Annotated in this window: 16 protein-coding genes, 1 tRNA gene and 1 pseudogene; 9 read left to right on the top strand and 9 right to left on the bottom strand. The window is 37.8% G+C overall.

The window, feature by feature from the left end; genetic code table 11:
- Position 1 precedes the first annotated feature (1 nt).
- Both SACI_RS04785 and SACI_RS11975 read right to left on the bottom strand, forming a co-directional pair.
- A complete protein-coding gene (locus SACI_RS04785; RefSeq protein WP_011277862.1) occupies positions 2-3,469 on the bottom strand; it encodes a hypothetical protein in 3,468 nt (1,155 codons plus the stop codon).
- Between the two features lie 27 nt (positions 3,470-3,496).
- Positions 3,497-3,688 (bottom strand): hypothetical protein, encoded by a 192-nt coding sequence (locus SACI_RS11975; RefSeq protein WP_048054391.1) that lies wholly within the window; start codon positions 3,686-3,688, stop codon positions 3,497-3,499.
- Positions 3,689-4,335: 647 nt separating this feature from the next.
- Here SACI_RS11975 and SACI_RS11630 point away from each other — a divergent pair.
- Positions 4,336-4,479, top strand: a pseudogene (locus tag SACI_RS11630) (putative integrase); the annotation flags it as partial.
- 34 nt (positions 4,480-4,513) lie between these two features.
- Here the strand turns inward: SACI_RS11630 and SACI_RS04775 are convergent.
- Positions 4,514-4,598, bottom strand: a tRNA-Leu gene (locus tag SACI_RS04775).
- 122 nt (positions 4,599-4,720) lie between these two features.
- On the opposite strand from SACI_RS04775, the gene prf1 reads away from it, so the two are divergent.
- Entirely contained in the window at positions 4,721-5,806 is a 1,086-nt protein-coding gene (prf1, locus tag SACI_RS04770) for a peptide chain release factor aRF-1 (protein WP_080504010.1), read from the top strand.
- Positions 5,807-5,814: 8 nt separating this feature from the next.
- Here prf1 and SACI_RS04765 read toward each other — a convergent pair whose 3' ends face one another.
- On the bottom strand, positions 5,815-6,435 hold the full coding sequence (locus SACI_RS04765) for a phosphoribosyltransferase (protein ID WP_011277860.1): 621 nt from the start codon (positions 6,433-6,435) through the stop codon (positions 5,815-5,817).
- An 80-nt stretch (positions 6,436-6,515) separates the two neighbouring features.
- Between SACI_RS04765 and SACI_RS04760 the strand changes: the two genes are divergently transcribed.
- The 4 genes from SACI_RS04760 to SACI_RS04745 are packed head-to-tail and all read left to right on the top strand — an operon-like array spanning position 6,516 to position 9,878.
- A complete protein-coding gene (locus SACI_RS04760; protein WP_011277859.1) occupies positions 6,516-7,328 on the top strand; it encodes an S-methyl-5'-thioadenosine phosphorylase in 813 nt (270 codons plus the stop codon).
- Complete coding sequence (locus tag SACI_RS04755; protein WP_011277858.1) at positions 7,298-8,104, top strand: hypothetical protein; 807 nt, start codon at positions 7,298-7,300, stop codon at positions 8,102-8,104. The genes SACI_RS04760 and SACI_RS04755 overlap by 31 nt, the downstream gene beginning before the upstream one ends.
- A gap of 1 nt (position 8,105) precedes the next feature.
- The gene (gdS-2, locus tag SACI_RS04750; RefSeq protein ID WP_011277857.1) at positions 8,106-8,957 is read left to right on the top strand and encodes a hexaprenyl pyrophosphate synthase; all 852 of its coding nucleotides are present in this window, start codon (positions 8,106-8,108) and stop codon (positions 8,955-8,957) included.
- Positions 8,958-8,993: 36 nt separating this feature from the next.
- Positions 8,994-9,878: a RimK family alpha-L-glutamate ligase gene (locus SACI_RS04745; RefSeq protein WP_306308643.1), complete on the top strand. Its 885-nt coding sequence runs from the start codon at positions 8,994-8,996 to the stop codon at positions 9,876-9,878.
- A gap of 47 nt (positions 9,879-9,925) precedes the next feature.
- Here the strand turns inward: SACI_RS04745 and SACI_RS04740 are convergent, their stop codons facing one another.
- From SACI_RS04740 to SACI_RS04730, 3 genes are read right to left on the bottom strand one after another with little or no spacing between them, the layout of a single operon-like run.
- On the bottom strand, positions 9,926-10,381 hold the full coding sequence (locus SACI_RS04740; RefSeq protein WP_015385528.1) for an Lrp/AsnC family transcriptional regulator: 456 nt from the start codon (positions 10,379-10,381) through the stop codon (positions 9,926-9,928).
- A complete protein-coding gene (locus SACI_RS04735) occupies positions 10,378-11,376 on the bottom strand; it encodes an NAD(P)/FAD-dependent oxidoreductase (RefSeq protein ID WP_011277854.1) in 999 nt (332 codons plus the stop codon). Before SACI_RS04735 ends, SACI_RS04740 begins: the two co-directional genes overlap by 4 nt.
- A 6-nt stretch (positions 11,377-11,382) precedes the next feature.
- On the bottom strand, positions 11,383-11,883 hold the full coding sequence (locus tag SACI_RS04730) for a hypothetical protein (RefSeq protein WP_011277853.1): 501 nt from the start codon (positions 11,881-11,883) through the stop codon (positions 11,383-11,385).
- A gap of 106 nt (positions 11,884-11,989) precedes the next feature.
- Between SACI_RS04730 and SACI_RS04725 the strand changes: the two genes are divergently transcribed.
- Positions 11,990-12,529 (top strand): phosphoesterase, encoded by a 540-nt coding sequence (locus tag SACI_RS04725; RefSeq protein WP_011277852.1) that lies wholly within the window; start codon positions 11,990-11,992, stop codon positions 12,527-12,529.
- Here the strand turns inward: SACI_RS04725 and SACI_RS04720 are convergent.
- The gene (locus SACI_RS04720) at positions 12,519-12,749 is read right to left on the bottom strand and encodes a hypothetical protein (RefSeq protein ID WP_011277851.1); all 231 of its coding nucleotides are present in this window, start codon (positions 12,747-12,749) and stop codon (positions 12,519-12,521) included. The genes SACI_RS04725 and SACI_RS04720 overlap by 11 nt on opposite strands.
- Before the next feature lie 60 nt (positions 12,750-12,809).
- On the opposite strand from SACI_RS04720, the gene SACI_RS04715 reads away from it, so the two are divergent.
- Both SACI_RS04715 and SACI_RS04710 read left to right on the top strand, forming a co-directional pair.
- Entirely contained in the window at positions 12,810-13,232 is a 423-nt protein-coding gene (locus tag SACI_RS04715) for a DUF5751 family protein (protein WP_011277850.1), read from the top strand.
- A gap of 56 nt (positions 13,233-13,288) precedes the next feature.
- A complete protein-coding gene (locus tag SACI_RS04710; protein WP_011277849.1) occupies positions 13,289-14,647 on the top strand; it encodes a digeranylgeranylglycerophospholipid reductase in 1,359 nt (452 codons plus the stop codon).
- Here the strand turns inward: SACI_RS04710 and SACI_RS04705 are convergent.
- Entirely contained in the window at positions 14,639-16,225 is a 1,587-nt protein-coding gene (locus SACI_RS04705) for a DUF2070 family protein (protein WP_011277848.1), read from the bottom strand. The two genes, SACI_RS04710 and SACI_RS04705, sit on opposite strands and share 9 nt — an antisense overlap.
- Positions 16,226-16,227 lie beyond the last annotated feature (2 nt).

Here is a 16,227-nt window from a genome sequence, read left to right as displayed (position 1 = left end):
ACTACTTTTTACTCCTTCTTAATACCCAAAATATCAAGAAAAAGATACCTACAAGAGCTATCGGGATGACATAGATGATCACACTCCCGGTCATATTGTTCTTCCCTGTTGAAGGATTAGGGACTATTATTATTGTATTCTGTCCCTGTCTTAAATTGGCGAGGAAATAGATAACATTGAAAGATCGTGCATACTTAACATATTGCCCGTTTACGAGTATGTTAAATCTATCATATATCGTGTGGAAGTAAAGTGTTGTAGAGTTGTCACTATGCATATATATGTCAATTATAAGTGCAGTCCCGTTCCACTGCATGTTCGTCATGTAGTTGAAGTTGCCTAGATTCGAGATGTAATATGGGTACAACGTATCATTAATTGCTGATAGGGACTCAATTGTAGCTACTCCCCAAGGCTGAGTCTCTGAATTTATCTGAAAGTCAGATCGCTGATTGTTCCCCACGTAAAAGGCTAAGAAACCTGAGTAATTGCAGACGGTCCTCCACCACACATCAGTGAGAGCTAGGGAGGCTACAGTATAGTTGCCCACAGCCAGAGCAAATTCTGCCGTTAATTCGCTCTTGTACGTATAAGCATCAGCATCGACAGTTGAGTAGCTAGCATAGACCCATAACCTATTTGCTTGGAAAGTGTTTATTCCTAACACCTGGTACCCTGATTCTGGCACAGGTCCATAGTGGATTGAGTTCATTACCAGTTGTGCCCTCTGCATATATGTTGTGTTTCCAGTAGTTTTGTAGAGAGTCACCAGTGCTAATCCGGAAAGAGCTCCTGCATCCAATAAGTAAGGCTGTGGGTAGTTCTTCACTGCAGGGTTAGGATTTTCTATTTCAGGTAACGTAAACTCACCGTAGAACGGGTTCTTCCATGAGAGGGGGATAGTTACGTTCGATGGTCCATTCGTCGAGTCCACTAATACGTATACTGTGTTAGTGCCCTTGATGTTTAACCCTACTATGAGGGTGCTATTAGGAGGGGCGTTTATTGTCGTAAGCACTGGGAACTTGAGTGTTACGGGGTAGAACGGCGGGGAGCCTGCCCCTCCTCCTAACTGCACATTGGTCAGTGTGCCGGACCCAATAGTTTGCAACACGTTACCGTTATTAGCGATCTGAACTGTTACAGTGATGTTAGCTAGAGTACCTGCAGTCTGCGCGTTCATCCATAGTGTTGTAGTAAAGGTCCCTGAGACGTTTAACGTATTTTGATAAGTGAATGGGAGGGTACCCTTATCCAGCAAGTAAATAGCATAGCTGGTGTTAAGCGGGATATCCTCAAAGAAGTTCACCCTTATTTGGGTTCCGCTCATTACATAACCTACTCCCATATTGCTACTCTGATTGATAATAAGCCCGTAACTATTGAATCCATTTACGTCTAAGCCTGTGTTTATTTTATGGTACCACATTGGAAAATAATAGTAGGCATATCTACTTACATTTTGATATTGTAACAGCCATGAGCCTAATTGGTCAAGAGCTGAAGAGTACTCTGGGCTTCCTGTGACCTGATATAACACTTCCGTGGCTAAGATAAAGAGGGCTAACGAGGATGTGTAAGTCTGTCCGTTGTACTTTTGTAATAACGAATAGTATGCACTCCATGCTTGTTCCGCCATTTGTAAAGCCTGAGAATTCCCGTACTCCCCAAGTAATGCTAAAGCGTAAATTATCTCGCCCTCGTAGTAGTTCATTCCTAAGTCTGCATATTCATAGTACGTTGGTACGTTCAACAGTAAATTAACGACGTTATTCGGGTCTGGGATGTAGTCGACGCTGGGATAAAGGTCAAATGTAAAGTACCAAGAACTGTTAGGCGCTCTGTAGGCTACCTGAACCCACTGATACATCCCTGGTGGGGTACTAAATGTCGAGTTAAAGTAAAGCGTGTTTCTAACCTGGTATGGATCTCCTCCGTACGCTGAATGTCCTAGTACATTGATGTACTGACTACTGGTAGAGGCGCCTGGGAACACGAACAGTAGCTGTAACTCCCCGATCCAATTAGGTGCATAGTTAGTAGAAAGCAACATCCATTTGCCTATATTGACGTTTGTGAAATAAGACCACGAAACGTTACTGATGTCCTGGTAGTTTTTAATGAGTCCTTGGTTCTGTGTAACTAGTTCCGTGTAACCAGTACTTAACGTCGAGAGTTGATTGAAGGGGACATATATTGTGGAGTTAGCTAATGGAATATAACCTAGACCAATGAGTGCATTGCTGTCATTTAAGATCCATGCATACCAGAAAGTAACACCATAGTAGTCACTTTTCCAAGATTCGTTATATACCACCGAATTGTCCTCTTGGGTGATGGAAAATTGAGGACTATAGGTTGTTGGTACATTGGTTGATAAATCCGCAATATAGACCACGCTGGGTTTAGTTCTAGATGGGAAAGTCCCACTTACTGAAGTCCCGGCGCTTGAGACAATGAAGCCTACCCCTACTAAAAATATTGGTAGAGTTGTAGCTACCACTTCTGGAACTTCTTGTTGTAAGATAGGTATCGTAATTTGGGTCCATGTATTCGAGTTAACATAAACAGGTACGAATGATGCATATAATGTATTGCCAGGATATCCATGGACATTGGGAGCCCAAATAAATGTGAAATAGAAGAATCCATGTCCTTGAACAAGGATTGTGAAATTGATTGGAACAAATTTTTGCTGGTAGTTATACTGCCCTCCTAGCCCGTTCATGAATTGTATAGGGTATGGGGATTGAAGGCGATTGATTATGGGGAAATTGACGTAAAGGTTCTCGCTGGGAGTCCCGAAAAATGTTGGTCCTGTTAGGTTCAGGTAAGTCTTTGCACTCTTAATAAGTGTAACAATAGAACCGTTTGCAACAGTACCATTAAAAGATATCCATGGAGGATTTTGACCCCCAGACCCACCAAATCCTCCGTCAATAACTATATTTTCCATGTCCTGATTGACGTTAACAAGAACGCCATCGGGCAACTGGATTATTATAGGCGATAGGAACGCAAGGGGTAAGGTGGGATTATAATAAGTTGAAACAGAGAAGTTTTCAGATAAGGGGTTACCCCTAAGGATTTCAAACCCATTAGTCCACGTATCTGTGCCAAGGTTCTGAAGACTCGGATACTCGAATCTCTTTATAAACAATCCATTAATATCACCTTGCTGTAGAAACTGCAATATTGGGCTAACGTAAGTGGAATACGACTGCCAATAAGGAGCGATGCTCTGTAGGAACTTAGCTTGATCATCTAACCAGAAACTATTATTTGCTGTTTGTGCCTCCTTGAATGCGTAAAGTCCAGTAGGGGATTTTGCCCACAGTTGATTTATCTGAGTATTTACAGCTTGCGCTAACCACTCTGGCGGAGGGTTTAATGAGGAGCCTGTCGTGAGGACTGGAGCAATAGTCCCTATTAATATATGCAATATTAGGAATATAGAGACGAACTTCATTCTTCCCCACCCTCACCCAGAAGGATCTTAATTATTGGTTTCACCCGCAATGCTATGATGAATAATATTGCAGATAAGTTGGATTCCAGTTCCTATTTGTAATCTCTGCGTTACTTGAGATATTATTGTTATCATGACGGAGCTAGCTGTTAGAGTTAATAGAGATAGATTAACGACAACGATAAATATATCTGGTGTTAGAACCCACTTCACTATCATTACGTTAATAGAAAAACTTAGAATTTTAAATGAAGCTAGTCAATTTATAGGTGCTTTCTTTGGGTAGTCCAAGACTCACTAAATACTAAACCGCTTTTTGTAAGCAGATCATTTAGTCTCATTATACGTACATCTCATATGTTCTATACAAGTCGTATATGAATCGAATACGCCAATCAAAATTCCACGAATATATCGTGACATGGATTTTGTAGCGATCAATTTGTACAAAAAAGACGAAGGATCGTTTATCAATAGTTTTGCAATTGCTTTGATTAGGCGTTTCTCTATGACAAGAACAATGTCTCTCGTGTTCTTCCAAGCTAAAATGAAACTTTAAAACGTATACTTTCTGTTAAATTTTGATAACAGAAACTCATCACAGCTGATCGTTGAATGCTTTCTCGACTAACTAAGTCTTTCATTTAAGTATATATTTTTCTATCTCATTTCTCTTTTTATACTTACAGTTAAGCCTGAATTAACTCTACAGTTTGTTGAATAAAAATTCTATTGATAATTACATCTAGTAAAACAAATAATATTACTAATGAGGAATTTTATCATTTACTTTCAAGTCTAGGATTAATTAGGGTATTTGCCCCATGTGCTAAAGCTTTTATGACGAAAAACGTCTGAATTAACATATGGCTTATACGACTTTCGTTGCCGGGCAATATAAAATACGTCAGAGAGGGAATAAGTATTATGTTTACCTTGTAGAGAAGGGTCAAGACAGTAAGGTAAAGGAACATTACGTTGGTCCTTTAGACAAGATAGTTGAATTTTACGTAAAGTATGGGGGACTTAGGGTGTCCCCCACCATGCGGGGGGTGGGACTTGAACCCACGCAGGCCTACACCAGCGGAGCCTCAGTCCGCCCCCTTTGACCTTGCTCGGGCACCCCCGCACTACCATTAATTATTGAATATGGTACTAAAAATGTTTTCCGCGATTACGATTCAGTCAATCTTATTAGTTAATGAAGGTGTAGATAAAAATGATAAGGGATGAGTCTTTGACAGATACGAGATAAACAGATTAGAATTAAAGGCACTAATAAGAGAATTAAAGAAATGGAGTGCCCCTGCAACAGTATTATTATCGTTGTACATACCACCAGGTAGACCCATTCCTGATATACTTAATCTATTGAGGCAAGAAGCTTCCATAGCTCAGAACATAAAACTGAAAAGGACAAGAGATGCTGTAACCACTGCCATTCAAGCTGCTATTGATAGGCTAACACAAATTCCTAAGGTAGATGGTAATGGTTTAGTGATATTTTGTGGTGAGAACTTTAATAATGAGGACTTTAAGTGTTTTATGTTCTCTCCACCAGAGAAAGTACCGCTATTCTTCTACAGGACAGACAAATTCTTCCATGTGGAGTTCTTAGAAGACATGGTTGAGGAGAATGAGGTTTTCGGGCTAGTAATAGTGGAAAGAGATTACGCTACAATAGGTGTTCTTAAGGGAACTAAGGTAGAAGTCCTTGATGAGTTCGAGGGATTTGTTCCAGGGAAACACATGATGGGAGGACAGTCACAGAGACGTATTGAAAGAATAATAGAGGAAATGTACCATAACTTCCTTAAAGAGGTAGGTGAAAAGGTAAACCAATACTTCCTGCCCTATATAGAAATGAAGAAAATGAAGGGGATATTGATTGGCGGACCAGGATTTGCAAAGAAAGACCTATATGAATCTGATTTACTAGATTACAGGGTTAAAAAACTAGTATTACAACCTCTGTTTGATATTCCAGATCAAGGAGAGCCAGGGTTAAAAGAGCTAATCATGAAAGCGCAAGATATTCTTAAGAACCAGAAGTATATTGAAGTGGAGAACCTTATGGAAGAGATTAAGTATCATTTAGCTAAGGATGATGGTATGGTAGTGTATGGCTTAGAGGAGATTAGAAAAGCATTACAGTTAGGTGCTATTGACGCTCTTATAGTGTATGAAGAACCAGGGAGCGAACTTGAAAAGTTGAGCCAAGAAGCTGAAAATTATGGAACTAAGGTTTATGTTATAGGAGATGAATTACCTGACGGAGAATGGGTTAAAAAGACATTTGGAGGAGCAATCGGTAAGCTAAGATTTAAGATATACTAAAGAAAAGTCTATATCATTTTTCTCCTCTTCATTTCGTCCATTATCTTAATCAAAGGTATAGGAGGCACTATGCCATAGCTCTCTTCAAATTTTCTCTCAATGTCTTTCACATCAGACCCTCCATTACTCAGAATCTTCCTCACTAGGTTAATCTCGTCTTCCCAGTAATTCCAAGGATACATGAACCATTTCCATTCTGTTACCACCATGCCCACATAATCTGGTTTATATTTTGAAACTGACTGAATATATTGCATAGTCGCAGTTTTCACTTCTCGTGGAAGAAAATTATCCTCAACAAACTTTTTGGCTAAAACTACGCTATCACCTGTGTCCGCAATATCGTCAACTAAAAGTACCCTTTTGCCCTTGAGATCAAGCTTATAAGGGTATTTTACCTTTGCCTCAGGAGTCTGGGAAGCTGTTTCCACCCAATGTTCAACCTTTATAGATAACATATCTAGAACCCCTAATACGTCAGCTACAATCCTAGCAGGGACTAAACCTCCTCTGGCAATTGCAATTATAATATCCGGCTGATATCCCTCCTCCTTTATGGAATCCCCCAGTTTAGTGGACCATTCCACTACCTCCTCCCATGTTACCACTTTCACAGGAATTTTTACCAATTTTAAACTCCCATGACAACTATAAGTTAAGATTTATCAATTTTATGGTTTTTATACCCGGTGATTTTAAGAGATGATTGATGATCACAACAAAAGATAAAGCAAAAATAGGAATAATAGGTGGTTCAGGTCTATATGATCCAAAGATTCTTGAAAACACTAGAGAGATTAAGATCTATACCCCCTATGGAGAACCAAGTGACTACATACTTTTAGGAGAACTGGAAGGTAAGAGTGTGGCTTTCCTCCCTAGACACGGAAGGGGTCACAGGATACCACCGCATAAGATTAACTACAGAGCTAACATATGGGCTCTCAAAGAACTAGGAGTAAAATGGCTAATATCAGTCTCAGCAGTAGGGAGCTTGAGAATGGACTATAAGCCAGGTGACTTTGTGATTCCGGACCAATTTATTGATATGACAAAGGGTAGAGACTACACATTTTTTGACGGACCTGTGGTGGCACATGTAAGTATGGCAGATCCCTTCTGTAACAGTCTAAGAAAAATAATTCTAGATATTGTCAGAGAGATGAAAATTCAAACCCATGAGAGAGGAACATATATTTGTATTGAAGGACCTAGGTTTTCCACTAGGGCTGAGAGTAGAGTATGGAAGGAAGTATTTAAGGCGGATATAATAGGCATGACACTAGTTCCTGAGGTTAATTTAGCATGTGAGGCTCAGATGTGTTATTCAACTATAGCCATGATCACAGACTATGATGTATTTGCAGAATTACCTGTTACCGCTGAGGAAGTGACAAAAGTTATGGCTGAGAACACTGAGAAGGCGCGAAAATTACTTTATGAAGTTATAAAGAGATTACCAGAAGAACCAGATGAAAGAGAGTGTAGCTGTTGTCACTCCCTGAAAACAGCTTTACTTTAAAAAATAAAGTAAAATTTTACGATCCAGAGGTAAGCTTAACTGGTAATGTTAGTCTGGTCTATTCAGAGAACTCGGAATTGGAAGCCTACACGGTACATAGGGCTCTATCCTCCTTAACAGGGAGGACTATAAGGCTCGTTAACCTATACGATTTTCTCTTTTTCGAGAGCCCTTATGTGGATAGTAGGGACTATATCTTAGGAATTATCCATGACAGGAATCAAATAACAGAATTTTTAGACACGGCTTGGGCTCTAGAGAATCATGGGGCACTAATAACATGTCTAAGTAACGTGAAATCAAAGGGGATGATTCAACTTTTTAACTATAATGACGAGTTATGCGAAATCAACATTGCCCTCTCCCTCTTAAGGAAGATTTCTGAACTCTCTAATGACAAGAGGAGTAGAGAGATTAGTAAGGAACTTGAGGAAATAAATTCATTGGAAGATTGGCTCAAAGAAAAGATAAAGGAGACTAAGCTGGGAAGAGAAATAATTCTCTCCCCTGTATTCGCCCCAGCAAGGCATTTAATTAATAAATTCTTAAGTGTAAACGTTTGGCTCTACAACGATGAGCATATACCTAATCAACAAAAAGAAGTTCAGTTCATAACAACTTCCGCCGATATTTTAGTTACTAGGAGGAAGGAGAATGAGCTTCGGAGTAACGGAATAAACGTTAAAGAAACGTTATTAGACGTAGATCCAATTTTGGCGCCAATATATTTAACCCTTCTAACATACTTATTTAAGGAAGTTAAAGGAGGTTTATAGAGTGGACTTCATAGAGTATTGGATTAAAACTAAGCAACTCATTGACGATGTTATTCAGAAATATCTATCACAAATCAAGGATCTTGACATGTTAGAGGTTAGCAAATACATACTGAAAGACGGAAAGAGATACAGAGCAGTGCTAAATATGTTTTTTACTGAAGCTTTAGGTGGTGAACTGAGTAATTCACTAGACGCCGCCTTAGCTATAGAAATACTACACTCTTCCTCCCTGGCATTAGATGATATAGTGGATTATGATACCACAAGAAGGGGTAAATTATCTGCTTGGGCTTTATACACAAATAGGAGGGTTGTTTTCATAACAAATTATCTCATTCCATCTGCACTGAATATTATCTCTAGGTATGGAGAAAATGCGCTTAAGGTTAGTCTAGAGTTATGGAAAGACACTGCAGTAGGTGCAATCAAAGACATGTTTGGTCCTGCTACTTCATATCTGAGCACCATTGAACTAAAGACATCAAGTCTGTTTAAGTTGTCCACAGCTTTGGCTGCATTTACAGCGGATAGGGAGAAGGACTTAGACTTACTTTTAGATATGGGGAAATACCTTGGAATCATGTATCAACTTATTGACGATTATATTGATTGTATTAATTTTGAAAGTGGTAAAACTAAGGAGCTTGTAGGTAGTGCAAAACAACTGTATGAGTTATACGGGAAGAAGTATGGGGAATTTGTTAAAAGCGAATACAACAACGCATCAGCTCAGTACATATCTCTTCTTTCGAAACTGGATGTCAGAGAGAAGTTTAATGAGATAGCTATATCAATACCCGACACACTTTCGATGGGTTTACTTACCGAGGCAGGTATTAAAAAACTATAAAAACATTATTTTCGAGTCAAATCTTGGTGATATGATATTAATATTGCTGTCATTCATGAGTCTCAGAAAGTTACAGAGGCTGCTAAGCAGTTATTACTTGAAATAAAAAATGCGGGACACACAGCAATCTATCTAAGAATATCGAGGCTAAATACCATAATAACTAAAGACGGAGTAGAATATGGTTATGCTGGTAATACATTAGAAATTGATGGTGGTTTAATAAGAAACCTGGGGTTTATTTCATCAACTGAACAATTGATAAGAAGATATGATACACTAAGAAGTATGGAAAAAAGTGGGATAACACTGATCAATAGACCTGATGCTATGTTCGTAGCTAGAGATAAATTTTACAGTCTCGTTAAGCTGAAAAATGCAGGAATTCCTGTTCCTGAGACAGCTGTAGTTGAAGATCCATTTGAGGCTATGAGACTTGTCATGAAATGGAAGGATGTAGTAATAAAGCCCGTTGTGGGTAGTTTGGGTTTGGGCTCAATAAGAGCTGAAGATCCTGATATAGTTTTTAGGGTGTCAAAATCTCTACTATCAATAAATCAGCCCATTTACATTCAGAAATATATTAACAAACCGCAGAGAGATATTAGAATATTTGCAGTTGGGGACAGAATATTAGGAGGAATTTACAGGATAAATAAATCTTCGTGGAAAACTAATGTAGCTCAAGGGTCTCTCACCCAGGTAATTACTGTAAATCAGGATCTTGAAGAGATCACACTTAAATCAATGAAAGTTTTAGGGTTAGACTACGCTGGTATCGACATTGTTGAAGATGAAAGTGGGGATTACAAGATCCTTGAAGTGAATGGTTCTCCCCTGTGGGGAGGATTTTATGAGGCTACAAAGATAAATCCAGCAAAGTATATTGTCGAGCATCTTATTAAAAAGATGAAGAAATGAAGACTAAAAAACCGGCTGAGATAAGTGATGACGAGCTCTCGCACTGATCAGTCAAAATCTATAGTTTTAGCCTCTTTTATTGTCCTTAAAACAAACATGGTATAGGTGGAGGTCACTCCCTCCATATTCCCTATTTCATCAAGAATTTTAGCCAATTCTTCCCTACTTTTTACCCTAACTTTTAGTATTGAATAATATTCGCCTGTAATATCAAAAACCTCAAATATACTTTTGAAAGACGCTATCTTCTTCAGAATCTGTTCATATCGTTTAGGATCTGCCTTAATCATTATGAAGGCAACTACATTTAAGCCTATAGCTTCAGGGCTTATATCGACGTAAAAACCTTTAATAACGCCTTTCTCCTTCAATCTCCTAATTCTCATATGTATAGTTGATTCACTAAGATTCAGCATTTTGGCTATCTTAGAGAAAGGAGTCCTTGCGTCTTCCTGGAGAATAGATAGTATTTTTTTGTCTATATCATCTAGAATGTATGTCATGGTAAAAGTGACCTCCCAAATATTTTAATAAGGTCAAGTTTTCCAAAATCACCTATAGCTATCTTGAGAACTAGATCAGGATCAGTTTTAGTTAACATCTTGGATAAAACATCAGTTCCAATCACTTTCTTCTTTACTCCCTCAATTATCTTGGCTTGAGATTGAATAGTGAAGTAGAGTTTTGATGATTTAAACTCAGCCTTAAACTCTTTTCCCTTCAAGAGGGAATCTGCAAGTATCTTAGAACTGAGTATCGAAGGTCTTATGCCCTCACCTGTCAAAGGGTAAACTGCACCTATTGCCTCACCAACATATTTACCGTTAAGTCTGTCGTCAAGAATTCCTATATCCGCTACCCTAGCACCATGAAAGAATAATGTCTTACCCTTAATCACTGAGGAAAGTCTTTGTCTTAGAAAGTCTACACTAGCCCATCCGCCTATACCTATCTTACTTCCATATCTATCTGGGAACACCCAAGCATATCCTAAAAGGTCTGAGTAAAAATAGAATTCCACTATATCAGAGTCTATCTTATAATCCGTAATGTATTGAATGGCTGGAATGGTTTGATCAAAGGACAGTGAGTAATGCCCTGTGGAATTTATTACCATATCACTCTCTAATTTCTGGTTACCGTTTACGAGATACTCGCCTTTCCTTTCAATCACCTTTGAATTATACTGAACGTTTACCTTTTCTGCTATATCCCTGAGGAACAAGGGCTTATCGACTATGTATCCAAGTCTCCTCTTTGACTCTATATCGTGCACTATTTTTCCGTTTAGATATATTCTAAATCTCTTTATTTCTCCTATAATGGCTTCTTTTGATATCGGAACTAGCTCCTCAACACCAGTTATTAGTCCCCAAGCGCAGGGCTTATAACCCACATTGTCTAGACCCTCGTAGACTGTTGCATTATATTTTGTTCCCTTAAGAAACCAGGCCAAAGATAAACCCGCTGGACCTCCACCTATAATACTTACATCCATTAATCTTCACTTCCTAAAGTATAAGAAAACTAATAGTGCAACTACTATAGTCCCACTGTAAAGTATTATTAACGAGTAAAATGAAGTTAACATCCTTCCCACTAATGCACCTATTATAATCACTATAAGCATTGGTAAGTATCCATTGCTGAAGTAGATGAGATCCTTGTTAACCAGTTTAGGCAATATGTCCTTAGCCAGCAGGATAAACTGTACTATAAAGGGAAGTACAAATACCAACCCTGCTATGGCAAATTCTCTAGTTGCAGAATATAATTCCAGGAACTCGCCCAAAACTACACCTGTTGCAAATACTCCGCTAAAGTACGTACCTACTACCTTGTTTTTGGTATCTGTCCATGTTTTGTTAGAGATCATAATGTAAATTACTATTATAAAACCAATTGCAGATGAAATTACAAAGGCTAAGAAGTTTAGTAAGTAAGCGGGGATTAATGGTAGTAATATTAAAACTATTGAAAGTAACGCGACTGTTCTCGTATTCAATTTTACTCATTATTATTGCGTATAGTGAATTATAAAATTCTAACGCTAGCTTATTCAACGAAAGTATAAAAACTGCCTGATTGTTATAATACAAGATTGAGGAATATTGAAAATATTGGTGATGGGAAACATTAGATTTCCAGAGCCCCATATAGAGAGCGCTCTTTCAATGATAATAAAGAGGGAAGAGCCAGAGACTATCGTACTTAATGGGGATACTACACAGTGTTATTGGGACTATGAGTGTCCAAGAGTTATTGATGTATTATACGTTATAAGAAGCATAGCACCCTGGGCTCAAATAGTTTATATTCAGGGTGATATGGATCCCCATGCAATAAAGTGTATTATGGCAGAACCTAGATACAGAGAAGAGATATTGGCTACAACAATGTACATAGCTGAAGTTTCCTCTGTAAAATACTTCATAGTACATGGACATCAGAACGACATAGACCAATTAAGGAGAAGTATGGGGGCAGGTCCCTGGGATTGGATTGTGTTGGGGCAGTATAAAAGGTTAGAGGTAGATAAGCTAGCGAGAGTAATATACATAGGCGGAATCACTAGGGAGTTTCCATCAGATTCTAGAGGTTATTTAGTTATAACGGACTCTAATCACTACCTAAAGCAACTCAGGAACTGATACCAATATAACTTTCCCTAATTAACTCGTATATCTTAACATCATAAACGGCATCTCTTATATCTTCACTCTCATCATCTCTCCAGACAAGGTACGAATTTATAAATATAAGATTCCTCTCTCCTTTTACTAAAATTACTTCAATACCCATTCTTTTAAGAACCCTTATTTTACTTAGAATATTTTCATCAAATCTATTATAATAGACCTGGGCAATCACATATCAATTATTGGACGAAATACTATAAAGAGGATATATCGGGAAAATTAGTAATTTTAAATGCTAGCGAAAAACACTAATACCACATTTATGATGGCTAATTTAATGCCTTATTCATTAATAGCTTCCATTGTAAATGTCACATCTGAGAACCTAGATAATTTTTTCAGAAGAGTCCTCACTGATGTTAGGAAACTCGGAAGCAAAAAGGTTGTTGTAAACATTATTACAGACTTAAAGTTCCACGAGGTCGTAGGATACATTAGGGAAGCTATGCTAGACAATATAGACATAGGTTATGAACTTCACTTATGGAAAAGAGATGAAGTGAACAAGATGTTGGACAAATTACTTGAATATAACATAGATGGTATTCTCATTTATTGTGATGAAGAAACAAGACCTATCATGATAAAGATATATGATGCTTTTCCTAATAAAATAAAGGCGATGATAACAAAGAACTATTGTGTACAACCATAAGACTCTATATAAAGCTTTAAATAATGATTTTAAGATAAGTTATAGCGTGATAATGGTTGAAGGAACTTAAATATGACGTTCTGATAATCGGAGGAGGTTTTGCTGGTTCTTCAGCTGCTTACCAATTATCACGAAGAGGTCTTAAAATATTATTAGTAGATAGCAAACCGTGGAACAGGATAGGAGACAAACCTTGTGGAGATGCAGTAAGTAAGGCTCATTTTGATAAGTTAGGTATGCCTTATCCTAAAGGTGAAGAGTTAGAAAATAAAATAAATGGAATAAAGCTTTACAGCCCTGATATGCAGACAGTATGGACAGTAAATGGAGAGGGTTTTGAACTAAATGCCCCACTATATAATCAAAGAGTTCTTAAAGAGGCACAGGATAGAGGAGTCGAAATATGGGATTTGACAACAGCAATGAAACCCATATTTGAAGATGGTTATGTAAAAGGAGCAGTCCTCTTTAATAGAAGAACCAATGAGGAACTTACAGTATACTCTAAGGTAGTTGTTGAGGCTACAGGATATTCAAGAAGTTTCAGAAGTAAACTACCACCTGAATTACCCATAACCGAAGATCTAGATGATAAGGATGCAGACGTAGCGTACAGAGAGGTTCTACTAACTAAGGAAGATATAGAGGACCATGACTACTTGAGAATATTCATAGATCAAGAGACATCTCCAGGCGGTTATTGGTGGTACTTCCCTAAAGGGAAGAACAAAGTCAATGTCGGTCTTGGAATTCAGGGCGGTATGGGATACCCAAGCATTCATGAGTATTATAAAAAATATCTAGATAAGTATGCACCTGATGTGGATAAAAGTAAATTATTGGTTAAAGGAGGTGCATTGGTTCCCACCAGAAGACCGTTATATACAATGGCATGGAACGGTATAATAGTTATAGGAGATTCAGGGTTTACTGTAAATCCTGTTCATGGCGGAGGAAAAGGTTCAGCCATGATATCTGGATATTGTGCAGCGAAAGCTATACTTTCAGCTTTTGAGACAGGAGATTTCTCAGCTTCAGGATTATGGGACATGAACATTTGCTATGTAAATGAGTATGGAGCAAAACAAGCCAGCCTAGACATATTTAGGAGGTTCCTTCAGAAACTTAGTAATGACGACATAAACTATGGAATGAAGAAGAAGATTATAAAAGAAGAGGATCTGCTGGAAGCAAGTGAAAAAGGAGATCTTCACTTGTCTGTTGCTGATAAGGCAATGAGAGTAATCTCTGGTTTAGGCAGACCCTCTTTATTATTCAAGCTAAAGGCGGTTGCAGAGTCTATGAAGAAAATAAAGGAATTATATCTGAATTATCCAAGATCCCCCTCATCTTTAGGTAGTTGGAGAAGAGAAGTTGACAATGTTCTAACAGAGTTTAACAAAAGTTTAAGTTAGTACTATAAAAATAATTGCAAGAAATAGTGGTAAGACTAAAGGTATCCAGAATGTTTTCATAACATAACCTCCTATTTCCTCCAGTGCGACTACAAAAGACGAAATTATTTTACCTATTACTTTTACCCCTTTTAAGTCAAGCCTATTGAAGCCAACCTCACAATCCTGGAGTTTATTTAAAGCGTCATTCAAAGTTTTCTCGGCTAACGATGGTAACTCAGGAGAGAATTGGGCTGGAGTATAAAGATTTCCCAGCTCAGAGCCTGTGCATGAATGATCATCTGGAGTTATAAGTAGGGGAATATTTACGTATTTTCCTAAACTCTCTCTTAAAGATTTTGTAAGCGAGGGGTCAGCATTGTTAGCATATAAGTAAACAATACCCACAGTTGTATTTCCATCAGATAGAGCAGCAACTTTAATTTTATTGCTACAGAGACCTTCAGGATTACTTATGGTTCTCTCTTCAATTGCAATTTTTAATGCTCTCTCTACTCTTCTCTCCCTTAGAACATTTTTAGCGTAATTAATCCCTTGCATTATACATTCCCTTGAATTTAACGGCAGTTCCTCCTGAAGATATTCATTATGACAATCTATTATGTAGTCATTATACTTTACTGAGTTCTCCCATAACTTCACAGGGAGGTCATCAATTCCCAGACCTGGTCTCTCCAGGAAAGTCAATGTGGAATCTGAGAACACTAAAGTGACTCCCCTGAAACCACAATTATACCATACATGAATCCCATAAAACTTCTGAGATAACCACTTGCCATCCTTAATTTCATTTCCAATAAAATCTGCTACTCTTCTTGACTCAGAGGAGGTAACTAGATCTAGTTCGTGGTCACCAGGTCCATGGAAAACAATAACATTTGGAATTATAGATTCAAGTTGATAGATAAATTTGGAACTTCCTATCTCACCATTTAGACCGTAGTGGATTTTGGGTATTATAAAATGATGATTACCTATTTTGAACATACCTACATTGGTTACGATCTTAGTACCTACACCATCAAGGAATTTTTCCACCAGTTTATTATCATTCCTCATTACTGACATTAGAAAAGGGCGTAATAGGGTTAGAGATTTGAACCCTGTAATCCTCTCTCCTTTCACATTAACTATGTGAATATAAAAATGAAAAACAACTGCGATTATAAGTGAGTATAATAACACGTAGTAATTTAGCCCACTAATAAGGGATGGAAGAAAGGAGGTCACAAAGACTGAGAGAGTAGATTTCAATTCAGATAATTTTCCCAGCATGAGATATCCGAAGAAAGGAGCGAGAATACCGAATGCAAATACTGTCTGGGAAGTAAATAATGAAAATATGAGATAAACAAACTCAGTTAATAGCCCAAGAAATATTGAAAGTTTTATCTCTCTAACAATCAAAAGTACGCAAAGTAGGTAAATTAAAAACGGTATTATATACAGTATTCCAAACTCTAAACTTCTAACCAAAAGTAAGGCAAACTCTATTGCAAATATACTGAAAACTATCCTAAAGCTAGGTAGCCTTTTTAACTTAGAGTAGTACTTTCTAGCAGTAGTTTCAGAATTCACAC

Source organism: Sulfolobus acidocaldarius DSM 639, from assembly GCF_000012285.1.
Taxonomy (GTDB): domain Archaea; phylum Thermoproteota; class Thermoprotei_A; order Sulfolobales; family Sulfolobaceae; genus Sulfolobus; species Sulfolobus acidocaldarius.
The sequence above is the reverse complement of the archived record's forward strand: the minus strand, read 5'-3'. Positions and strand labels throughout refer to the sequence as shown.

Bases quoted from the DNA above. Each gene is read 5' to 3' on its own strand.
- SACI_RS04785 (WP_011277862.1), bottom strand. From the start codon at position 3,469: ATGAAGTTCGTCTCTATATTCCTAATATTGCATATATTAATAGGGACT.
- SACI_RS11975 (WP_048054391.1), bottom strand. From the start codon at position 3,688: ATGATAGTGAAGTGGGTTCTAACACCAGATATATTTATCGTTGTCGTT.
- SACI_RS04760 (WP_011277859.1), top strand. From the start codon at position 6,516: ATGATCACAACAAAAGATAAAGCAAAAATAGGAATAATAGGTGGTTCA.
- SACI_RS04740 (WP_015385528.1), bottom strand. From the start codon at position 10,381: ATGACATACATTCTAGATGATATAGACAAAAAAATACTATCTATTCTC.
- SACI_RS04735 (WP_011277854.1), bottom strand. From the start codon at position 11,376: ATGGATGTAAGTATTATAGGTGGAGGTCCAGCGGGTTTATCTTTGGCC.
- SACI_RS04715 (WP_011277850.1), top strand. From the start codon at position 12,810: ATGCTAGCGAAAAACACTAATACCACATTTATGATGGCTAATTTAATG.